Here is an 18866-nt window from a genome sequence, read left to right on the forward strand (position 1 = left end):
CAGCACAAGGCTGAGCGAGGACATCATGGCATTCTGGAAACGCGGCACGCGCACCACCCCACCTACCGTTTCCGTGAGTTCGCCGAGCCTGATTCAGGCCCTCGAACCGCGCATGATGTTCGACGCCTCGGTGCCGGTGGTTGCCGACCAGGCGGCGCTGGCCGTCGAAGCCGCAGCCGCTGCCGCGGGGCACGACCCGGCCAGCAGCCAGGATGCCGCCAGCGAGCATGACCCCGCACCTGCCACAGCAGCGCCGGCCACCGCATCGGCGGATGTCGCCGGCGGCCATGAAGTGGTGTTCATCGACTCGGCGGTCAGCGATTACCAGAAGCTGATCGCCGGCCTGCCCGAAGGCGTCGAAGTGGTAGTGCTGGACAACAGCAAGGACGGCCTCAAGCAGATCGCCGACTACCTCGACGGGCGCAAGGACATTGCCTCGATCGATATCATCAGCCATGGCGACGCGGGCTATATCTACCTGGCCGGCGATGCGATCTGGACCAATCAGCTAGACGCCCATGCGGCCGACCTGGCGCGCATCGGTGCCAGCCTGGCCGAAGGCGGCGATGTGCGCTTCTTCGCCTGCAATACCGGCGCAGGCGCCGAGGGCCAGCAGTTCGTCAACGAAGTGTCGCGCCTGACCGGCGCTGATGTCGGCGCCTCGAATGACGCCACCGGCAACCGTGCCGGTGAGGATTGGCAGCTGGAAACCGTCGCTGGCGTAGTCGCCAGCGGGGTTGGCGTACAGCGCGGCGACCTGTCGGCGTTTACTACCTCGCTGGCAACCATCACCGTCACCGACACCGATGCTTCGTCGACCGTGGTCAACGGCAAGGTCTCGCTCGCCGAGGCCATCCAGGCCGCCAACGGCGATGTCTCGGTGGATGGCTCAGCGGCGGGCAGCGGCAGTGACATCATCGTCTTCCATCAGGACCTCAAGGGCCAGACCATTCGCTGGTCATCTGCGACCGCCTTGGCCGTGACCAGCACGATCACCATCAACGGTGATGTCGACGGCGACGGCGTCGGCGACATCATCCTCAGTGGTGACGTCAACAACAACGGCTCGCGTGACGCGCTGGAGTCCTCCGGCCTCGCCATTAATTCCGGCGCACTGACGGTGCGCAATCTGGATTTTCGCGGGTTTTCCGGAAACATCAACGGCGGCGTCCTGCGTGCCAACGGCGGCGCGCTGACGGTTGAAGACTCGAACTTCCAGAACAACTCGGGCACCGTGATCAACTCCACCACGGCGGTGGGCACCGCCATCACGCTGCGCAACAGCACTTTGCACGACAACAGCAGCACGATCGTTGGGGCAACCGCCATGAGCTCGTTGGTGCGGCTGGCCGGCAATGGTAGTTATGTGCTCGAGAACGTTGCGATCTACAACAACAGTGGTACCCATGCCGGCGGCGGCACAGTAGCTTCAGGGGGGATCCTGATCCTGAACTCGGCCACGGTGCAGATCGTCAACAGCACCATTGCCAACAACGTCTTTACCTATACCGGCGCGGGCGGCATCAGCAGCGCCGGCCTCGGCTGGACGGGAACTGCGACGGGCCTGATCACCGTGCAGAACACCATCATCAGCGGCAATACGGTCAACAGCGTCGATGCCAATCTGCAAGCTGGCACCGCCTACACCAACACCACCAACCTGATTGGCACCACCGTCAACTTCGTCGACGCCGCCAATGGCGACCTGCGCCTGGCGGCCAGCGCCAGCAATGCGATCAACCAGGGCACCAGTACGGGCGCCCCCACCACCGACCTGCGTGGCTTCGAGCGCCCGCGCGGCGGCGCGGTGGATATCGGTGCCTACGAGGTGCTGTACGACAGCGCACCGCTGGTCGACCTCGACAGCACTACAGGCGGTAACGACAGCAGCGTCGATTTCAACGGCAGCGCGGTGACGCTGCTGCCGAACATCGTCATCACCCAGAGCGACGGCGACACCCAGGTCAGCGGGGCCAGCCTTAGCTTGAGCGGCAGCCTCGATGGCAACAACGAAGTGCTGCTGCTCAGCGCCGGCCAGCTCGCTACCGCTGCCAGCTACGGCATCAGCGTGACCGGCTCGGGCACCTCGACACTGGCCCTCAGCGGTGTCGCCACGCTGGCCCAGTACCGCGCCGTGCTGGCCGCAGTGCAGTACAGCAACAGCACGCCGGCCTATACCGCAGGCACTCGCAGCGTGACAGTGCGGGTCAACGATGACATGGGCAGCACCGCGCGCACCGCGCTGGTGGTGGTGCAGCCGCTGAATGCGGCGCCGGTGATCGGCAACCTCAACGGCGATAGTGTCGCCTTCACTCAAGGTGGCGGCGCGGTGCTGATTGACGCCGGCGGTAACGCTACGGTGAGCGACAGCGACTCGACCGATTTTGCCGGTGGTGCGTTGACCGTGTCGGTCTCGGGCAATGCCGCGCCGGGCGAGGACCGCCTGGCGATTCGCAACCAAGGCAACGGTGCCGGCCAGATCGGCGTCAGTGGCAGCAGCGTCAGCTACGGCGGCACCGTGATCGGCACGCTCAGCGGCGGCAGCGGCGGTAGCAATCTGGTCGTCAGCCTCAACGCCAATGCCAACGCCGCTGCGGTCGAAGCGCTGGTGCGCAACCTGACCTACGACAACAGCAATGCCAGCAACGCGATTGGCCAGGCGAGCCGCATGCTCAGCGTGACCGTCAGCGATGGTGACGGCGCGACCTCAAGCGGCGCCAACGTCGTGGTTGCCGTGCGCGAGACCGTGCCGCCAACCGCAACCATCGTTGTCAGCGACAGCACCTTGCTGGCCGGTGAAACCACCCTGGTCAGCATCACCTTCAGTGAGGCGGTCAGCGGCCTGACCGTTGGCGACTTCACCGTGGCCAACGGCGTATTGAGCAACCTCAGCAGCGGCGACGGTGGCATCACCTGGACCGCCACGCTCACGCCCAGCAGCGCCACCACCGACAGCAGCAACCTGATTTCCCTGAATAACGCAGGGGTCACCGACGCCGCCGGCAATGCCGGCGTCGGTACTACCGAGTCGAATAATTACGCCATCGATACCGAGCGTCCGACGGCAGTCGTGAGCCTCTCCAGCAGCAGTTTGCTCGCGGGCCAGACCGCCGTGGTGACCATCACCTTCAGCGAGGCCGTGAGCGGCTTCAACCTGGCCGACCTGAGCGCCACCAACGGCGACTTGAGTGGTCTGAGCAGCAGCGACGGCGGCATCACCTGGACCGCGCTGTTGACCCCGACCGCAGACTCGACCAGCGTCGCCAATGTGGTCAGCGTCAACTTGGCGGGGGTTGCTGATCTGAGCGGCAACACCGGCACCGGCTCGGCACCGTCGCCGACCTACAGCGTCGACACGGCACGGCCCACCGCCAGCATTGTGGTTGCTGATACGGCGCTGCGGGCCGGTGAAACCAGCTTGGTCACCATTACCTTCAGCGAAGCCGTCACTGGTTTCAGCAACGTTGACCTGAGCGTCGCCAACGGTTCGCTCAGCAGCGTCAGCAGCAGCGACGGCGGCATCACCTGGACGGCGACCTTCACCCCCGACGCAGATATCACCAGCACCGGTAACCTGATCAGCCTGGACAACAGCGGTGTCAGCGACCAGGCGGGCAACACCGGCATCGGCAGCACCGACTCGAACAATTTCGCCATCGACACCCAGCGCCCGACTGCGACTATCGTGGTCGCTGACAGCGCCCTGAGCGTCGGCGAAACGTCGACCGTCACCGTCACCTTCAGCGAGGCGGTGACCGGCTTTACCCGAGCCGATCTGAGTGTCAGCGTTGGCCAGCTGAGCAATTTCATCAGCAGCGATGGCGGGGTGACCTGGACTGGCACCCTGACCCCCGACAGCAACATCTCCAACACCAGCAATGTGATTGTTCTGGACAACACTGGCGTCGCCGACCTGGCCGGCAACAGCGGCAGCGGCACTACCGAGTCGAACGCCTTCGCCGTCGACACCCAGCGCCCGACTGCCGTGATCAGCATGGCCGACACCGCGCTCAGCGCTGGCGAAAGCACGCTGGTGACCTTCACCTTCAGCGAGGCCGTGAATGGCTTCGACAACTCTGACGTGAGCGTGGCCAACGGCACCCTCAGCGATGTAACCAGCATCGACGGCGGCATCACCTGGACGGCGTTGTTCACGCCGACGCTGCAGGTACAGGACGGCACCAACCTGATCACCCTGAACAACAGCGGCATCACCGATCTGGCCGGTAACAGCGGTACTGGCACGACCAACTCGCCTAACTACACCGTCAACACCGTGCTGCCGACGGCAACCATCGTGGTTGCCGACACGGCCTTGGCAGTCGGCGAAACCAGCCTGGTCACAATCACCTTCAGCGAGGCGGTGGCGGGTTTTACCCTCACCGACCTGAGCGTTGCCAACGGCAGCCTGAGCGGGCTCGGCAGCAGTGATGGCGGCATCACCTGGACCGCGATACTGACCCCGACAAGCAATGTCGAGGACAGCAGCAACCTGATCACGCTGGACAACAGCGGTGTGACGGGGGCGTCCGGTAACGCCGGCATCGGCAGCACCGACTCGAACAATTTCGCCATCGACACCCAGCGCCCGACTGCGACTATCGTGGTCGCTGACAGCGCCCTGAGCGTCGGCGAAACGTCGACCGTCACCGTCACCTTCAGCGAGGCGGTGACCGGCTTTACCCGGGCCGATCTGAGTGTCAGCGTTGGCCAGCTGAGCGATTTCATCAGCAGCGATGGCGGGGTGACCTGGACTGGCATCCTGACCCCCGACAGCAACATCTCCAACACCAGCAATGTGATTGTTCTGGACAACACTGGCGTCGCCGACCTGGCCGGCAACAACGGCAGCGGCACGACCGAGTCGAACGCCTTCGCTGTCGATACCCAGCGCCCGACTGCGGTGATCAGCATGGCCGACACGGCGCTGAGCGCTGGCGAGAGCACGTTGGTGACCTTCACCTTCAGCGAGGCCGTGAACGGCTTCAGCAACGATGACCTGAGCGTGGCCAACGGCACCCTCAGCGATGTAACCAGCATCGACGGCGGCATGACCTGGACGGCGTTGTTCACGCCGACGCTGCAGGTGCAGGACGGCACCAACCTGATCACCCTGAACAACAGCGGTATCACCGATCTGGCCGGCAACAGCGGTACTGGCACGACCAACTCGCCTAACTACACCGTCAACACCGTGCTGCCGACGGCAACCATCGTGGTTGCCGACACGGCCTTGGCAGTCGGCGAAACCAGCCTGGTCACAATCACCTTCAGCGAGGCGGTGAGCGGCTTCACCAATGCCGACTTGAGCATTGCCAACGGTACGCTCAGCACTGTCAGCAGCAGTGATGGAGGTATTACCTGGACAGCCACGTTCACGCCATCGAGCAACGTCGATGACAGTACCAACCTGATTACCCTCGACAACACCGGTGTGATGGGGGCGTCCGGTAATACCGGCATCGGCAGCACCGACTCGAACAATTTCGCCATCGACACCCAACGCCCGACCGCCACTATCGTAGTCGCGGACAACGCCTTGAGCATCGGCGAAACGTCGACAGTCACCATCACCTTTAGCGAAGCGGTGAGCGGCTTTACCACCGCCGACCTCAACGTCACCGTTGGCCTGCTGAGCAATTTGAGCAGCAGCGATGGCGGGGTTACCTGGACTGCCACCCTGACCCCGACCAGCAACATCGCCAACACCAGCAACGTCGTTGTTCTGAACAACGCTGGGGTCACCGACCAGGCCGGTAACAGCGGCATCGGCAGTACCGACTCGAATACCTTCGCCGTCGATACTCAGCGCCCGACCTCGACCATCGTCCTTTCCGACTCGGTACTGACGGCAGGGCAGACCTCGCAGGTGACCATCACCTTCAGCGAAGCGGTGACCGGTTTGACGCTGGATGATTTCAGCGTCAGCAATGGCCAACTGAGCAACCTTTCCAGCAGCGATGGCGGCGTGACCTGGACGGCGACGTTCACTCCCGCCAGTAATGTCGAGCAAGCCGGCAACCTGATCAGCCTGGACAACAGCCGCTACACCGACCTGGCAGGCAACAGCGGGACCGGCAGCAGCGCTTCGCCGGCGTTCAGCATCGACACCGTGCGCCCCAACGCAACCATAGTGGTCGCCGACGGCGCGCTGACCGGTGGTGAGAGCAGCCTGGTCACGATCACCTTCAACGAGCCCGTAAGCGGGTTGACGCTGGCTGACTTCAGCGTCACCAATGGCGCACTTACCAACTTGTCCAGCAGCGACGGCGGGATTACCTGGACCGCAACCTTGACCCCCACCGCAGGCGTCGAGGCCGCCAGCAACCTGGTCAGCCTGAACAACGCCGGCGTGACCGATCAGGCTGGCAACAGCGGCGTTGGCAGCAGCGTCTCGAATGCCTTTGCGGTCGACAGTCGCGCGCCGACCGTAGCCGTCAGCAGCGTCGACAGCTCACCGAACACCCCCGACAGCGTGCGCTTCACCGTGACCTTCAGCGAGGCGGTCAACGGCGTCGACCTGGCCGACTTTGCCCTGCTCGCGACCGGCAACGCCAGCGGCACGTTGAGCAGTCTGCAACGCCTGGATGCGAACACCTATGTGGTCACCGTCAGTGGCATCAGCGGCAGCGGCAACCTGAGCTTGAACCTCAACGGCGCTGCCAGCGGCATTGCCGATCAGGCCGGCAACGCCCTCAGCGGCGGCATCACCGGCGGGGGTTACAACGTCGACCGTGTGGCGCCAGTCACCACTGGCGTGACAGTCCCGGTCGGGGTTACCTACAGCGCCGGCGACAACCTGTCGTTCGTGGTCAACACCAGCGAAACCGTGCTGGTCAACGGCACGCCGCAGCTGGCGCTGGATATCGGCGGGCGCACCGTGTTCGCCAACTATGTCGCCGGCTCGGGTAGCTCGACGCTGGTGTTCCAGTACACCGTGCAAGCCGGCGACAACGACGCCAACGGCATTCAGGTGGTCGGCTTGTCGAGCAACGGCGGCAGCCTGCGCGATGCCGCCGGCAACGCCATGCAACTGGCCCTGAACAATGTCGCCGACAGCAGCGGCGTGACCGTCGATACCGATGCGCCGCAGGTCGAGTCGATCGTCGCCGCGCCTTCGGCGCCGGGCAGCATGAGCTTTACCGTGACCTTCAGCGAAGCCGTCAACGGCGTGCAACTGTCCGACTTCAGCCTGCTCACCACCGGCAACGCCAGCGGCAGCCTGCAGTCGCTGGTGCAGATCGATGCGCGTACCTGGCAGGTCAATGTTATCGGCACGGGCGGCTCCGGCAGCCTGGCGCTGGCGCTCAACGGCACGGCCGGCACGATTACCGATAACGCCGGCAACCCGATCAGCGGCGGCTTCAGCAGCCAGGGCCAGAGCATGGTCGCCAACGACGGCGACCCCGAGTTCCGCGCCAACGCCGGGGTCAGCCCGCTGGCACCTGCGCAGCCATTGCTGGTGCCGCAGGTGCCGCTGGCGACGTCGATGGACGCACGCTCGCCGCTGCTGCCAGCACCGCTGTTCGAGGTGCCGACCCTGGGCAACGGCGTAGCCACGCTGGGCAGTATCTTTATCCACAACGGCGCGCTGGCGCCCAGCTACCTGGCGCAGGTATTCGCCAGCAGCAGCAGCGGCGCGCCGGCCACTGGCGGTGTATTCGGCCTGGCCGGCAGCGACGGCAACGCGTTCGGCAGCAGCAGCCTGGCCAGCATCTTCAGCAAGACCATGCCCGACGACGGCGGCCAGTACGAACTCAGCGGCGGCAAGCCGTGGCGCCAGGGCGGCGAAGGCGGGGCGGGCAGGGGCATGACCTCCGCACCAAGCCTGGGCCAACAGTTACAAGGCATCACCGACAATCAACAACGCCCGACCAGGGAACTGGCGCAGGCGCTGGGGCAGATCAACGCACGCGTACCTCAGGTGTGAGCGGGCAAGCAGTCATAGGATTCATATGTGCCGTACCAGGGGGCGGACAGGGATGAGCAAAGCATCGAGGTTTTTTGCGGTAAGTGTTCTAGCGTTTGCGGTGACCGGCTGCGCAGTCAAGACCCAGCCGATCGAGCCGGGCGTCAGCGAGCAGCGGGCCAAATCCGATCTGGCCAGCATGTTCAAGAATCAGGAGGCCCTGCAAGGCCCACTGACCTTGCACGAAGCCATGGCGCGCGCGGTCAAGTACAACCTTGAAGCACGGTTGAAAATCATGGAAGAAGCCCTGGCCCAGCGCCAGGTCGACCTCGCCACCTTCGACATGCTGCCACGCATGGCCATGTCGGCAGGCTACGCCGGGCGCAGCAATGTCAGCGCCTCCAGCAGCCAGAGTATTCTCACCAATACCCAGTCCCTGGAACCGTCCACCTCACAGGACCGCGACCGCGATGTGGCGGATCTGACCATGGTCTGGAACGTGCTCGACTTTGGCGTCAGCTACGTCAACGCCAAGCAGCAGGGCGACCAGCGTCTGATCGTGCAGGAGCGCCGGCGCAAGGTGGTCCAGACCATCATTCAGGATGTGCGCTCGGCGTACTGGCGTGCCGTTGCCGCCGAACGCCTGCTGGCCCAGATCGACGCGCTGATGGCGCGCGTCGACCAGGCCAAGGCCAACAGCCAGCAATTGGGCGAACAGCGGCTGGGCGATCAGATCGCCACGCTCAACTATCAGCGCGCCTTGATCGAAGCCACCCGCCAGCTCGAAGAACAGCGCCGCGCGCTGTCGCTGGCCAAGACCGAGCTCGGTGCTCTGATCAACCTGGCGCCCGGCACCAAGCTGACCCTGGCCGCCAGCAACGACTACAGCGTGCCCGAGCTCAAGGTCGACCTCGCCACCCTCGAACAGCAAGCCCTGGCCTCGCGCCCTGAATTGCGCGAGCAGGACTACCAGGCGCGCATCAGCGCCGCCGAAGTGCGCAAGTCGATGCTGCGCATGCTCCCCGGCCTCGAGTTCTCGGCCGGCGGCCATTACGACAGCAACAGCTTCCTGAGCAATCAGAGCTGGGCCGACTACGGCGTCAAGATCACCTGGAACCTGTTCAACGTGATCTCCGCGCCCGCCGCGATCAACGTCGCCAAGGCCGGCGAACAGGTGGTCGAAGCCCGCCGTCAGGCCATGTCGATGGCCGTGCTCGCCCAGCTATACGTGGCCAACGCCAACTACAACGAAGCTCGCCGCCAGTTCGCCACCAGCCAACAACTGGTGTCGCTGGATGGGCAGATCGTCGAGCAACTGCGCAACCGCCATCAGGCCCAAGGCATCGGTGAACTGGAGCTGATCCAGGGCGAGCTGAATGCCCTGCAAGCCGACCTGCGCCGCGACCTCGCCTACGCCGAGCTGCGCAACAGCTACGGCCAGGTCTTCGCCAGCGCCGGCCTCGACCCATTGCCAACCAAACTGCGCTCGGACTCGCTGACCGACATCGCCCAGGCCCTCAGCAGCAATGAAAGCCGCTGGCAGCAGGGCGACATCACCCCAGGTCTGTAAGGCCCGGCCTGCGACCCTGTTCGTGCAGGGTTGCAGCCAGCCTCAAACCAAAGCTTCAAGCACGTAAGCCAGCAAGCGCTCGGCCGAATGGCCAAGCGTTTGTGCGCCCGTCTGCAACTGCAACTGCGGCTGCTCGGGCGTTTCATACGGCGCATCGATCCCGGTAAACGCCGGCAGCTCGCCCGCCCGCGCCCGCCGATACAAACCCTTCGGGTCACGCCCCTCGCACGCTTGCAGATCCGCGCTCAGATACACCTCATGAAAGCCCGCCTTGCACGCCCGCCGCGCCGCCGCCCGATCTGCTCGGTAGGGTGAGATGAACGCTGCGATGCAGATCAGCCCGGCATCCGCGAACAACGCCGCCACCTCACCGGCACGGCGCACGTTTTCGCTGCGATCGGCGGGGGAGAAGCCCAGGTCGGCATTAAGGCCAGTGCGCAGGGCGTCGCCGTCGAGGACGTAACAACCGTAGCCGCGAGCGGTCAGTTGTTCGGCGAGGGCGGTGGCCAGGGATGACTTGCCGGCGCCGGAGAGGCCGGTTAGCCAGATCACCGCGCCGGGGTGGCGGCGGGGGGTAGCAGCAGGGGGTGTGGCGACAGTTTGCACTTGGCTGGATTCCATTCCCGGTGAGCATGCTGAGTTTACTGGACTATTGCTGAGTTGGCGGTGGCAGAGCAATTGCTGGCTGAGGCAGCACCCGCATGCACTGCGGGATCTGCAGGCCATTCAAGCCCCAGCCTGATCTGCCAGCTTCCCCCAGAACTCCTGCGCCGACTGACTGATCGGCCCGGTTGGCCGGGTCAGGTGAATCTCCAGCGGAATATCCCAGCTCTCATCCAGCGCCCGCACCAGGCGGCCATCGGTCACTTCCTGTTCGGTCAAACTGCGCGGCAGCCAGGCCACGCCTTTGCTCTCCAGCGCCATCGACATCAGCACCGCCGCCAGGTGGCTGCTGAACAGCGGCTTCAGGTGCAGGTATTCCTCCTTGCCGCGCAAGCGGTGGGCAACGATGCGCCCCAGGCCCGACTCATGGGTGTAAGCCAGATAAGGCAGCGCCTCAGGTGAGGTGCCAAAGTTGGCCGAGGCACTCGCCAGCGGCACCAGCACATCCTCGCCGACCTTCTTGCTGACGAACTGGTCCGGTGCCAGCAGCGGCGGTACATCGGGATGGCGGTGGCAGAGCATGAACTGCACCTGGCCGTGGATCAGCATCTGCTCGCACACCGCCATGCTGTCCGAATGCAGCTGCACCGCTTCGATCGGCGCGCCGTTTTCAGCACTGCGCAGCCACCTCGGAAAGAACGTGAACGACAGCGAATGGGTGGCCGCAAAATGCAGCGACTTGGCGGCCATGCCGGCCACTTCCTGGGCCTCGGTGCGCATGCGGTACAGGCGCCGGGCGGCGTCCTGGGCGCTGGGCAGGATCTGCCGGCCGGCGTCGGTCAGGGTCGCGCCCTGAGGGGTGCGGATGAACAGTTGCACGCCCATCCAGTTCTCCAGCGCCCGCACCCGACGGCTGAACGCCGGCTGGGTAACGTGGCGTGCTTCGGCGGCGCGGACGAAGCTGCCGTACTCCGCCAACGCGGAAAGATCCTCCAGCCAAACCAGTTCCAAGGGCCATGCCTCCTGTGCATAGGGTCCGGCATTAATAGCATTGGGCGGGTACCCTCGCAACGCCTAACGTGGGGCCACAAACAACAACAGGAACCCCGCCATGCGCATCGTCGACATTCGTGAAAAAACCGTTTCGATTGCCTCGCCCATCGCCAACGCCTACATCGACTTCTCGAAAATGACCTGCTCGGTGGTCGCCGTGGTCACCGATGTGATCCGCGATGGCAAACCAGTGATCGGCTACGGCTTCAACTCCAACGGCCGCTACGGCCAGGGCGCGCTGATGCGCGATCGCTTCCTCGCGCGCATCAGCGAAGCCGACCCGGAGACCTTGATCGACCACGAGAACAACAACCTCGACCCGTTCGCCATCTGGAAAACCCTGATGACCAACGAAAAGCCCGGCGGCCACGGCGAGCGCTCGGTTGCAGTAGGCACCATCGACATGGCCGTGTGGGATGCCGTCGCCAAGATCGAAGGCAAACCGCTGTACCGCCTGCTGGCTGACCGCTACCGCAACGGCGTCGCCGACGACAAGGTGTGGGTCTACGCCGCCGGCGGTTACTACTACCCCGGTAAAGACCAGACCAAGCTCAAAGCCGAAATGCAAAGCTACCTCGACCGCGGCTACGACGTGGTCAAGATGAAGATCGGCGCCGTGCCGCTGGACGAAGACATCCGCCGTATCGAAGCCGTGCTCGAAGTGGTCGGCGATGGCCAGCGCCTGGCGGTCGACGCCAACGGCCGCTTCGACCTGCAGACCGGTATCGCCTATGCCGAGGCGATCAAGAAGTACAACCTGTTCTGGTACGAGGAAGTCGGTGACCCGCTCGACTACGCCCTGCAAGCCGAACTCGCAAACCACTACGAACTGCCGATGGCCACTGGCGAAAACCTGTTCTCGCACCAGGACGCACGCAACCTGCTGCGCCACGGCGGCATGCGCCCCGACCGCGACTACCTGCAGTTCGACTGCGCGCTGTCGTATGGCCTGGTCGAGTACATGCGCACCCTCAAAGTGATGGAAGACCTGGGCTGGTCATCGCGCCGCGTGGTCCCCCACGGCGGCCACCAGATGTCGCTGAACATCGCCGCCGGCCTGCACCTGGGCGGCAACGAATCCTACCCGGACGTGTTCCAGCCATTCGGCGGTTTTGCCGATGGCATCCAGGTTGAAAACGGCTACGTCGGCCTGCCGGATATCCCCGGCGTGGGCTTTGAAGCCAAGTCCGCGCTGTACGCCGTCATGCGCGAACTGGGCGAGGGCTGAGCCACCCCCGCGCTGCGGTCTCGCGACAGAGACCGCAGCCGCCGGCGTCGCCCGCCGACGCCACGCCACACGCCCATCACAACAATAAAATGAGGTGCATTCGTGGAAACGTCCAAGTCCCGCTGGTACAGCCAGCTCTACGTGCAAGTGCTGATCGGCATCGTCATCGGCGCCGCCATCGGTTACTTCGTGCCCGACATCGGCGCCAAGCTGCAGCCGTTTGCCGACGGCTTCATCAAACTGATCAAGATGCTGCTGGCGCCGATCATCTTCGGCACGGTGGTAGTCGGCATCGCCAAGATGGGCAGCATCAAGGAAGTCGGCCGCATTGGCGTAAAAGCGCTGATCTACTTCGAGATCCTCTCGACCATCGCCCTGGTCGTTGGCCTGATCGTGGTCAACCTGGTCAAACCCGGCGAAGGCATGAACATCAATGCCGCCGGCCTCGATGGCAGCGCCATCAGCAAATACAGCCAGGCTGCCAGCGAGCAGGGCGGCACCGTCGACTTCTTCCTCAATATCATCCCGAGCACTTTCGTCGGCGCGTTCTCCAATGGGGTGATGCTGCAGGTCATTCTGCTCTCGGTATTGATGGGTGTGGCGCTGGTGCAGATGGGCGAAACCAGCAAGCCGCTGATCAACACCATCGACCTGTTCCTGCAGGGCCTGTTCAAGATCGTTGCCATGGTCATGCGCCTGGCCCCGCTCGGCGCCGGTGCCGGCATGGCGTTCACCATCGGCAAGTACGGCATTGGCACCTTGCTCTCGCTTGGGCAGTTGCTGGTCGCGCTGTACATCACCACGCTGATCTTTATCGTGGTGGTGCTCGGGGCCGTTGCCAGATGGTCGGGCATGCCGCTGATGATGTTCTTGCGTTACTTCAAGGACGAGATCCTTATCACCCTCGGCACCTGCTCAACCGAAGCCGTGCTGCCGCGGATGATGGTCAAGCTGGAGAAGCTTGGCTGCAAGAAATCGGTGGTGGGCATGGTGTTGCCGACCGGGTATACCTTCAATGCTGACGGCACTTGCATCTATCTGACCATGGCGGCGATCTTCATCGCCCAGGCAACCAATACGCCGCTGACGTTCATGGATCAGATGATCTTGCTTGGGGTGTTTCTGCTGACCTCGAAAGGCTCGGCCGGGGTGGCGGGGGCAGGCTTTGTGACGCTGGCGGCGACGTTGACCACGATTCATTCGATACCGTTGGTGGGGCTGGTGTTGCTGCTTGGGATTGACCGCTTCCTGAACGAGGCGCGGGCGGTGACCAACCTGATTGGCAATGGGATTGGCACGATTGCGATTGCCAAGTGGGACAACTCGTTTGATGTGGCAGCGTGTGAGCGCGAGATTGCTGCGATGAAGGAAGAGAAGGCGGCGAGGAAAGCCCTGCTGGCGCAGAAGTAAGCCGCACGCGTGTGTGTAGGAGCGGCCTTGTGTCGCGAAAGGGGCGCGTAGCGGCCCCAAACTTTCAGCTTCGCCGCCAACATCGCCGGGCCAGCTGCGCTGGCCTTTCGCGACACAAGGCCGCTCCTACGCCGACCGCTTTATACCTGGAGTTCAGCTCTCGACGGTTTGCTGCTTGGCGATTTCCTGATTACGCAAGATGAACCGCTGCAACTTGCCGCTCGGGGTCTTCGGCAGTTGCTCGACAAAGTCGATCTCACGCGGGTAGGCATGTGCGGCCAGGCGGTTGCGTACGTGCAGGCGCAGCACTTCGGCCAGCTCAGGGCTAGGAACATGACCGCTGTGCAACACCACAAACGCCTTGATCAACTCGGTGCGCTGCGGGTCGGGTTTGCCGATCACGGCGGCTTCAACCACCGCCGGGTGTTCGATCAGCGCGCTCTCGACATCGAACGGGCCGACGCGATAACCGGAGGTGGTGATCACGTCGTCGTTGCGGCCGACAAAGCTGATGCTGCCGTCGTCATTCAACTCGACGATATCGCCGCTCAGGTAATAGTGGTCGACAAAGGCCTTGGTCGGCATGCCGTAATAGCCGTCGAACCAGCACAGCGGCGAGCGCTTGCGGTCGACTGCGAGCACGCCGGGCTGACCGGGTGGCAGCTCGCGGCGCTGTTCATCCAGCACCACGATGCGACAACCCGGCACGGCGTAACCGGCTGAGCCCTCGCGGATTGGGTGGCTGAGGCCGTGGTGGTTGCACAGCACCATGCCGACTTCGGTCTGGCCGTAGTGGTCGTGAATCACCACACCAAGCTGCTCGGCAAACCAGCGGATCACCTGCGGATTGAGCGGCTCGCCGGCACTGCTGACGGCGCGCAGTTTGCCGCGAATGGCATCGGAGAATTCAGCACCCGCGGCGATCAGCAAGCGGTACGCGGTGGGTGAGCCGGCGAGGTTGCTGATCGCGTATTTGTTGATCAGGCGGCTGGTGCTTTCGACCGAGAACGGGCCGTCGTAGAACAGCGTGGCCTGGCCGCAGGCGAGCGGGCCGGTAACGGCGTAGTACAGGCCATAGGCCCAGCCGGGGTCGGCGAGGTTCCAGAAGCGGTCGTCGTCGCGCAGCTCGATGGCGTCGCGCATATAGCTCTTGAACGCGAGGATGGCGCGCAGGGGCACTTCCAGCGGTTTGGCCGGGCCGGTGGTGCCGGAGGTGCACATCAGCAGAAACGGTGCATTGCCGTCGAGCAGCGCCGGCGGGCAGTCAGCCGAATGCTGGGAAAGCACGTCCCAGAAATCGAAGTCGTCCAGGTCCAGCCGGTCGGCGCCAACGACGATGATGTTCGGGCAGTCGGCGATCTCGTCGAGCTTGGAGCGGTTGTGCGGGTCGGTGAGCAGCCAGCGCGCCTTCGAGCAGCTCAGGCGTTGTTCGATGGCCTTGGGGCCGAACGCGGTGAACAACGGCTGATAGACCGCGCCGATGCGCCAGGTGCCGAGGATGGCAATCAACAGCTCAGCCGTGCGTGGCATCAGCCCGGCGACGCGGTCGCCGGGCTTGACGCCCTGGCTGCGCAGGAAGTTACCGAATTGCGAGGCCTGAATCTGCAGCTCGCTGAAGGTGTGCTGGGTAGCACGGCCATCGCGGGTTTCGCAGTACAACGCCACGGCGTCACTGGAGGCGTGGCGGTCGCAGCATTCGATGCAGGCGTTCATCGCGGCCAGCTCGCCGTGCAGGTCTTGCGCGGCCAGCTGGTGGTAATTGAAGGAGGTCACTGCTGAGTCGTAATCGCGCATAAAGTACCTGATTGTTATTGTTTGGAATCTTTAACGCCGCGCTGGCGCTGGGTTAGCTGTCGATCATCTGCGCTGCTTGTTGCGTTGCCTGACTGGTGCGCGTGGCCAGCTTGCGCACCTCGTCGGCCACCACCGCAAAGCCACGCCCGGCTTCGCCTGCGCGGGCCGCTTCGATGGCGGCGTTCAAGGCCAGCAGGTTGGTCTGGCTGGCGATGCCTTGGATGGTGGCGACGATGTGGGTCAGTTTGCCGAGGGTCTCTTGCATCACCTGGTGTTGTTGCGCCTGCGCCTCGCGGATGGTGCTTTCTTCATGGCGGGCATGGATATCAGTTATAGCCCCAACTACCCGCAACGGCGCGCCATCCGCAGCACGCCGGGTTTGCCCGCGGCCGCGGAACCAGCGGTAGGCGCCGCTTTGGTGGCGCAGGCGATACTCGACATCGAACGGGGTGTTGCCGCTGCGATCATCGACATGGGCGACAAACGCCGCGATGGCGCGGGCGCTGTCGTCGGGGTGCAGGCGGGAGGTCCAGCTTTCCAGGGTGTTGGGGAATTCTTCGACGGTGCTGCAGCCGAGCAGCCTGCGCATCTGCGACGACCACCAGATGGTGTTGCTCGGGTTGGCCGGGTCGCCGGCGACGACTTCGATATCCCACAGGCCGTCGTGGAGCATTTCGCGGGAAATGTCGAAACGCTCGGCGGCCAGCTCAAGCTCTTGGATGTGCAACTGTTGCTCGTGGATGTCCCGCAGGGTGCCCGCCGTGGCGATGGCAACGCCGTTGGCGTCACGCAGCGAACTGCCGCTGAGCCGGCACCAGCGATAGTCGCCGCCGGGGGCGAATTTCATGCGCAGGTCCAGTGCAAACGGTGTGCGCCCGCTGCGGTCGGCGAGGTGCCGGGCGAGGGCTTGCTGATGGGCGTGGCGATCAGCCGGATGCAGCTGTTCGTGCCACTGGCCCAGCTCCGGCAGATGCGGTGCATGGATCGCGGCCGAGCCCGTCCACTCCATCGCGCAGTCTGGCGCAGGCGTGCCTGAGGCAGGCAAATGCAGTTGCCAGAACAACTCATCGGCGCCTTCGGTGACCAGCGTCCAGCGCGCTTGCAACTGCTGCGCCTGTTCGTCGCGCTCAGCCAGGCGCTGTTGCAGTTGGCTCACCTGCGCGGCAAGTTCGCGAGCCTGCTCCTTGAGCGTGCGCCGCTCCTGCAGCAACTGCTCGACGCCGGTAAGGATGCGCCGCAGCAGCGGGTTGCGCGACGACAGCGGCGTACTCGGCTGATCGGGCTGGTCGAGGCGGTCGGCGAGTGGGGCCAGTACCCAGCGGCTGGTGCGATTGAAAAACAGCATGCTACATCTCCAACTAGATAGCGGCAGCAGCCGGTAATGGCGGCGTCTGGCTGGTCGACAAGGCAAGGCTGTCGAAGGCGTTCGCCCAGGGCAGTGCTGGCCAGGCCGACGGGCCGGTAGCGATTTCGTCTGCGCTCAACAGGCAGTGGTCGAGCTCGCGTTGCAACGTTGCGGTGTCCAGGTCCTGGCCAATGAACACCAGCTCCTGCCGGCAATCGCCGACGATGCTGTCCCACTTGGCCATGATCCCTTGCAGGCGGTACTTGTCCTGCGGCCACTGCGAGGGGTCGATGAAGTTCCACCAGTGGCCGACGTAGTCCCACTGGAACTGCTTGCCGCTGTGCACCAGCAGGCCGATTTCGCGGTGGCGGCTGGCCAGCCAGAAATAGCCTTTGCTGCGCAGCAGGCGGCCATTGCTCCAGGGGCGGGAGAGAAATTCGAGCAAGCGTTGCGGGTGAAACGGGGCACGCTCGCGATAGACCCATGAGGTCACGCCGTAGGTGTCCGACTCGGCGGCGGGAGTGTCGTCGGCGTCCATCTGCTTCATCCAACCGGGCGCCGCGGCCAGGCTGGGCAGATCGAACAGCTGGGTGCCGAGGATGGTGGACAGTTCAACATTGCCAGCGACCATTGGCAGGATCTGCGCGCCGGGATTGAGCCCGGCCAGCACCGCCCGCAGCGTCTGGTATTGCGTGTCGTCGATCAGGTCGCACTTGTTCACCAGAATCACGTTGGCGTACTCGACCTGCTCGATCAGCAGGTCAGCCAGCGGGCGCCGCGGCGCAGTGGCGTCGGCCCGCTCGACGGTTGCCGGTGAGTCGAGCAGGGCCTGAAACTGGCTGGCATCGACCACGGTTACCAAGGTATCCAGCCGCGCCAGTTCACTGAGGCTGAAACCCTCGGTGTCGAGAAAGGCAAAGGTCTCGGCCACCGGCATCGGCTCGGAAATGCCGGTGGACTCGATCAGCAGATAATCAAACCGCTGCTGGCGCGCCAGCGCGCTGATCTGCTCGAGCAGGTCGGCGCGCAGGGTGCAGCAGATGCAGCCGTTGCTCATCTCGATCAACTCGTCCTGGCCACGGTGCAGCGTTACATCACGCTGCACCTCGGCGGCGTCGATGTTGACCTCGCTCATGTCGTTGACGATCACCGCCACTTTCAAACCCTGGCGATTGCGCAGGATATGGTTGAGCAGGGTGGTCTTGCCTGCGCCGAGGAAGCCGGAAAGGACCGTCACCGGCAGTCGGCCTGCCTGGGCGCCGGCAGTCATGCGTGCACCGCTCGCGGGCTGTCGACTTTGTCCAGGTAGCTTTCGAACAGGTCGACCACCACCAGGCCATCGTCGGCGGCGTCGCCCCACAGGTCCTTTACCCGGAACTCGACGTGGTAGGTCGGTTGATGCGCCGCGCTGCGGTCGCCGTGGCCGATCGCATCCGGGAACGGCCACTGCGCAGTGGTGCGGTGCAGCACCACGCCTTGCTTGCCACGCACATAGGCCGGCATGCGCACATGCCCGGCGACGTATTCATCACGCACGATGACTCGGTCGCCGACTTCGAACGGCGGGCGCCCGGTGATCGCTTCGCGGCCTTGGGCATGGGCCGGGTTGGCCAGCTTGAAGTGCGAGCCGAGGGCCTCATCCAGTTCGGCCTGGGTGATGACGCCGGTCTCGACCAGCAGGGTGGCGGTGGCGATGACATAGCGCTCGTAGTACTCGGTGCCGACATGCTGGCGCACATCGATGCGCTCCACGGCGTGGCGGATTTCGTCGACGCTGAACTTGCCCATGTGGTCGGCGCCAATGAACATCAGGCTGTAGGCCAGGTGCTCCCAGTCCTGCTTGAACACCTGCTTGTAGCTGAGGCTGTTGATGCGGTGGGGCACTTTGCCAAAGCCCTGGAAACCGCCGAGATCGTGAAAGCCATCCATTTTGAACACTCCGCAAGGGTAGGGG

At 64.3% G+C, this 18866-nt stretch carries 9 protein-coding genes and 2 pseudogenes; 4 read left to right on the forward strand and 7 right to left on the reverse strand.

Annotated features, from left to right (window positions below; genetic code table 11):
- Nucleotides 1-25: 25 nt before the first annotated feature.
- Entirely contained in the window at nucleotides 26-7930 is a 7905-nt protein-coding gene (locus M2396_RS22505) for an Ig-like domain-containing protein (RefSeq protein WP_259078836.1), read from the forward strand.
- A 52-nt stretch (nucleotides 7931-7982) separates the two neighbouring features.
- The gene (locus M2396_RS22510) at nucleotides 7983-9479 is read left to right on the forward strand and encodes a TolC family protein (protein WP_259078838.1); all 1497 of its coding nucleotides are present in this window, start codon (nucleotides 7983-7985) and stop codon (nucleotides 9477-9479) included.
- Between the two features lie 42 nt (nucleotides 9480-9521).
- On the opposite strand, the gene cysC is transcribed toward M2396_RS22510, so the two are convergent.
- Together cysC and M2396_RS22520 are read right to left on the reverse strand one after the other, a co-directional pair.
- Complete coding sequence (gene cysC / locus M2396_RS22515; protein WP_259078840.1) at nucleotides 9522-10085, reverse strand: adenylyl-sulfate kinase; 564 nt, start codon at nucleotides 10083-10085, stop codon at nucleotides 9522-9524.
- A 120-nt stretch (nucleotides 10086-10205) separates the two neighbouring features.
- A complete protein-coding gene (locus M2396_RS22520; protein WP_259078842.1) occupies nucleotides 10206-11093 on the reverse strand; it encodes a LysR family transcriptional regulator in 888 nt (295 codons plus the stop codon).
- A gap of 100 nt (nucleotides 11094-11193) precedes the next feature.
- On the opposite strand from M2396_RS22520, the gene M2396_RS22525 reads away from it, so the two are divergent.
- Nucleotides 11194-12363, forward strand: coding sequence for a mandelate racemase/muconate lactonizing enzyme family protein (locus tag M2396_RS22525; protein ID WP_181107836.1), 1170 nt, complete (start codon nucleotides 11194-11196; stop codon nucleotides 12361-12363).
- 102 nt (nucleotides 12364-12465) lie between these two features.
- On the forward strand, nucleotides 12466-13773 hold the full coding sequence (dctA, locus tag M2396_RS22530; RefSeq protein ID WP_150572289.1) for a C4-dicarboxylate transporter DctA: 1308 nt from the start codon (nucleotides 12466-12468) through the stop codon (nucleotides 13771-13773).
- Between the two features lie 153 nt (nucleotides 13774-13926).
- Here the strand turns inward: dctA and M2396_RS22535 are convergent, their stop codons facing one another.
- The 5 genes and pseudogenes from M2396_RS22535 to nthB all read right to left on the reverse strand — a co-directional run bounded on the left by M2396_RS22535 (nucleotide 13927) and on the right by nthB (nucleotide 18841).
- Entirely contained in the window at nucleotides 13927-15567 is a 1641-nt protein-coding gene (locus M2396_RS22535; protein WP_259078843.1) for an AMP-binding protein, read from the reverse strand.
- A 61-nt stretch (nucleotides 15568-15628) separates the two neighbouring features.
- A pseudogene (locus M2396_RS24430) lies at nucleotides 15629-15919 on the reverse strand (methyl-accepting chemotaxis protein); the annotation flags it as partial.
- A pseudogene (locus M2396_RS24205) lies at nucleotides 15914-16912 on the reverse strand (PAS domain-containing protein); the annotation flags it as partial. The pseudogenes M2396_RS24205 and M2396_RS24430, both read right to left, overlap by 6 nt.
- A gap of 13 nt (nucleotides 16913-16925) precedes the next feature.
- Nucleotides 16926-18182 carry a GTP-binding protein gene (locus M2396_RS22550; RefSeq protein WP_150571257.1) on the reverse strand — a complete coding sequence of 419 codons (1257 nt, stop codon included), beginning with the start codon at nucleotides 18180-18182 and terminating at the stop codon, nucleotides 16926-16928.
- Entirely contained in the window at nucleotides 18179-18841 is a 663-nt protein-coding gene (gene nthB, locus M2396_RS22555) for a nitrile hydratase subunit beta (protein WP_101322202.1), read from the reverse strand. The genes M2396_RS22550 and nthB overlap by 4 nt, the downstream gene beginning before the upstream one ends.
- Nucleotides 18842-18866: the final 25 nt, after the last annotated feature.

The organism is Pseudomonas sp. BIGb0278, from assembly GCF_024809895.1.
Classification (GTDB): Bacteria; Pseudomonadota; Gammaproteobacteria; order Pseudomonadales; family Pseudomonadaceae; genus Aquipseudomonas; species Aquipseudomonas shirazensis.

What these genes read in the sequence shown, in the direction of transcription:
- M2396_RS22505 (WP_259078836.1), top strand. Translation starts at nt 26, where the DNA reads ATGGCATTCTGGAAACGCGGCACGCGCACCACCCCACCTACCGTTTCC.
- M2396_RS22510 (WP_259078838.1), top strand. Translation starts at nt 7,983, where the DNA reads ATGAGCAAAGCATCGAGGTTTTTTGCGGTAAGTGTTCTAGCGTTTGCG.
- M2396_RS22525 (WP_181107836.1), top strand. Translation starts at nt 11,194, where the DNA reads ATGCGCATCGTCGACATTCGTGAAAAAACCGTTTCGATTGCCTCGCCC.
- M2396_RS22535 (WP_259078843.1), bottom strand. Translation starts at nt 15,567, where the DNA reads ATGCGCGATTACGACTCAGCAGTGACCTCCTTCAATTACCACCAGCTG.
- M2396_RS22550 (WP_150571257.1), bottom strand. Translation starts at nt 18,182, where the DNA reads ATGACTGCCGGCGCCCAGGCAGGCCGACTGCCGGTGACGGTCCTTTCC.
- nthB (WP_101322202.1), bottom strand. Translation starts at nt 18,841, where the DNA reads ATGGATGGCTTTCACGATCTCGGCGGTTTCCAGGGCTTTGGCAAAGTG.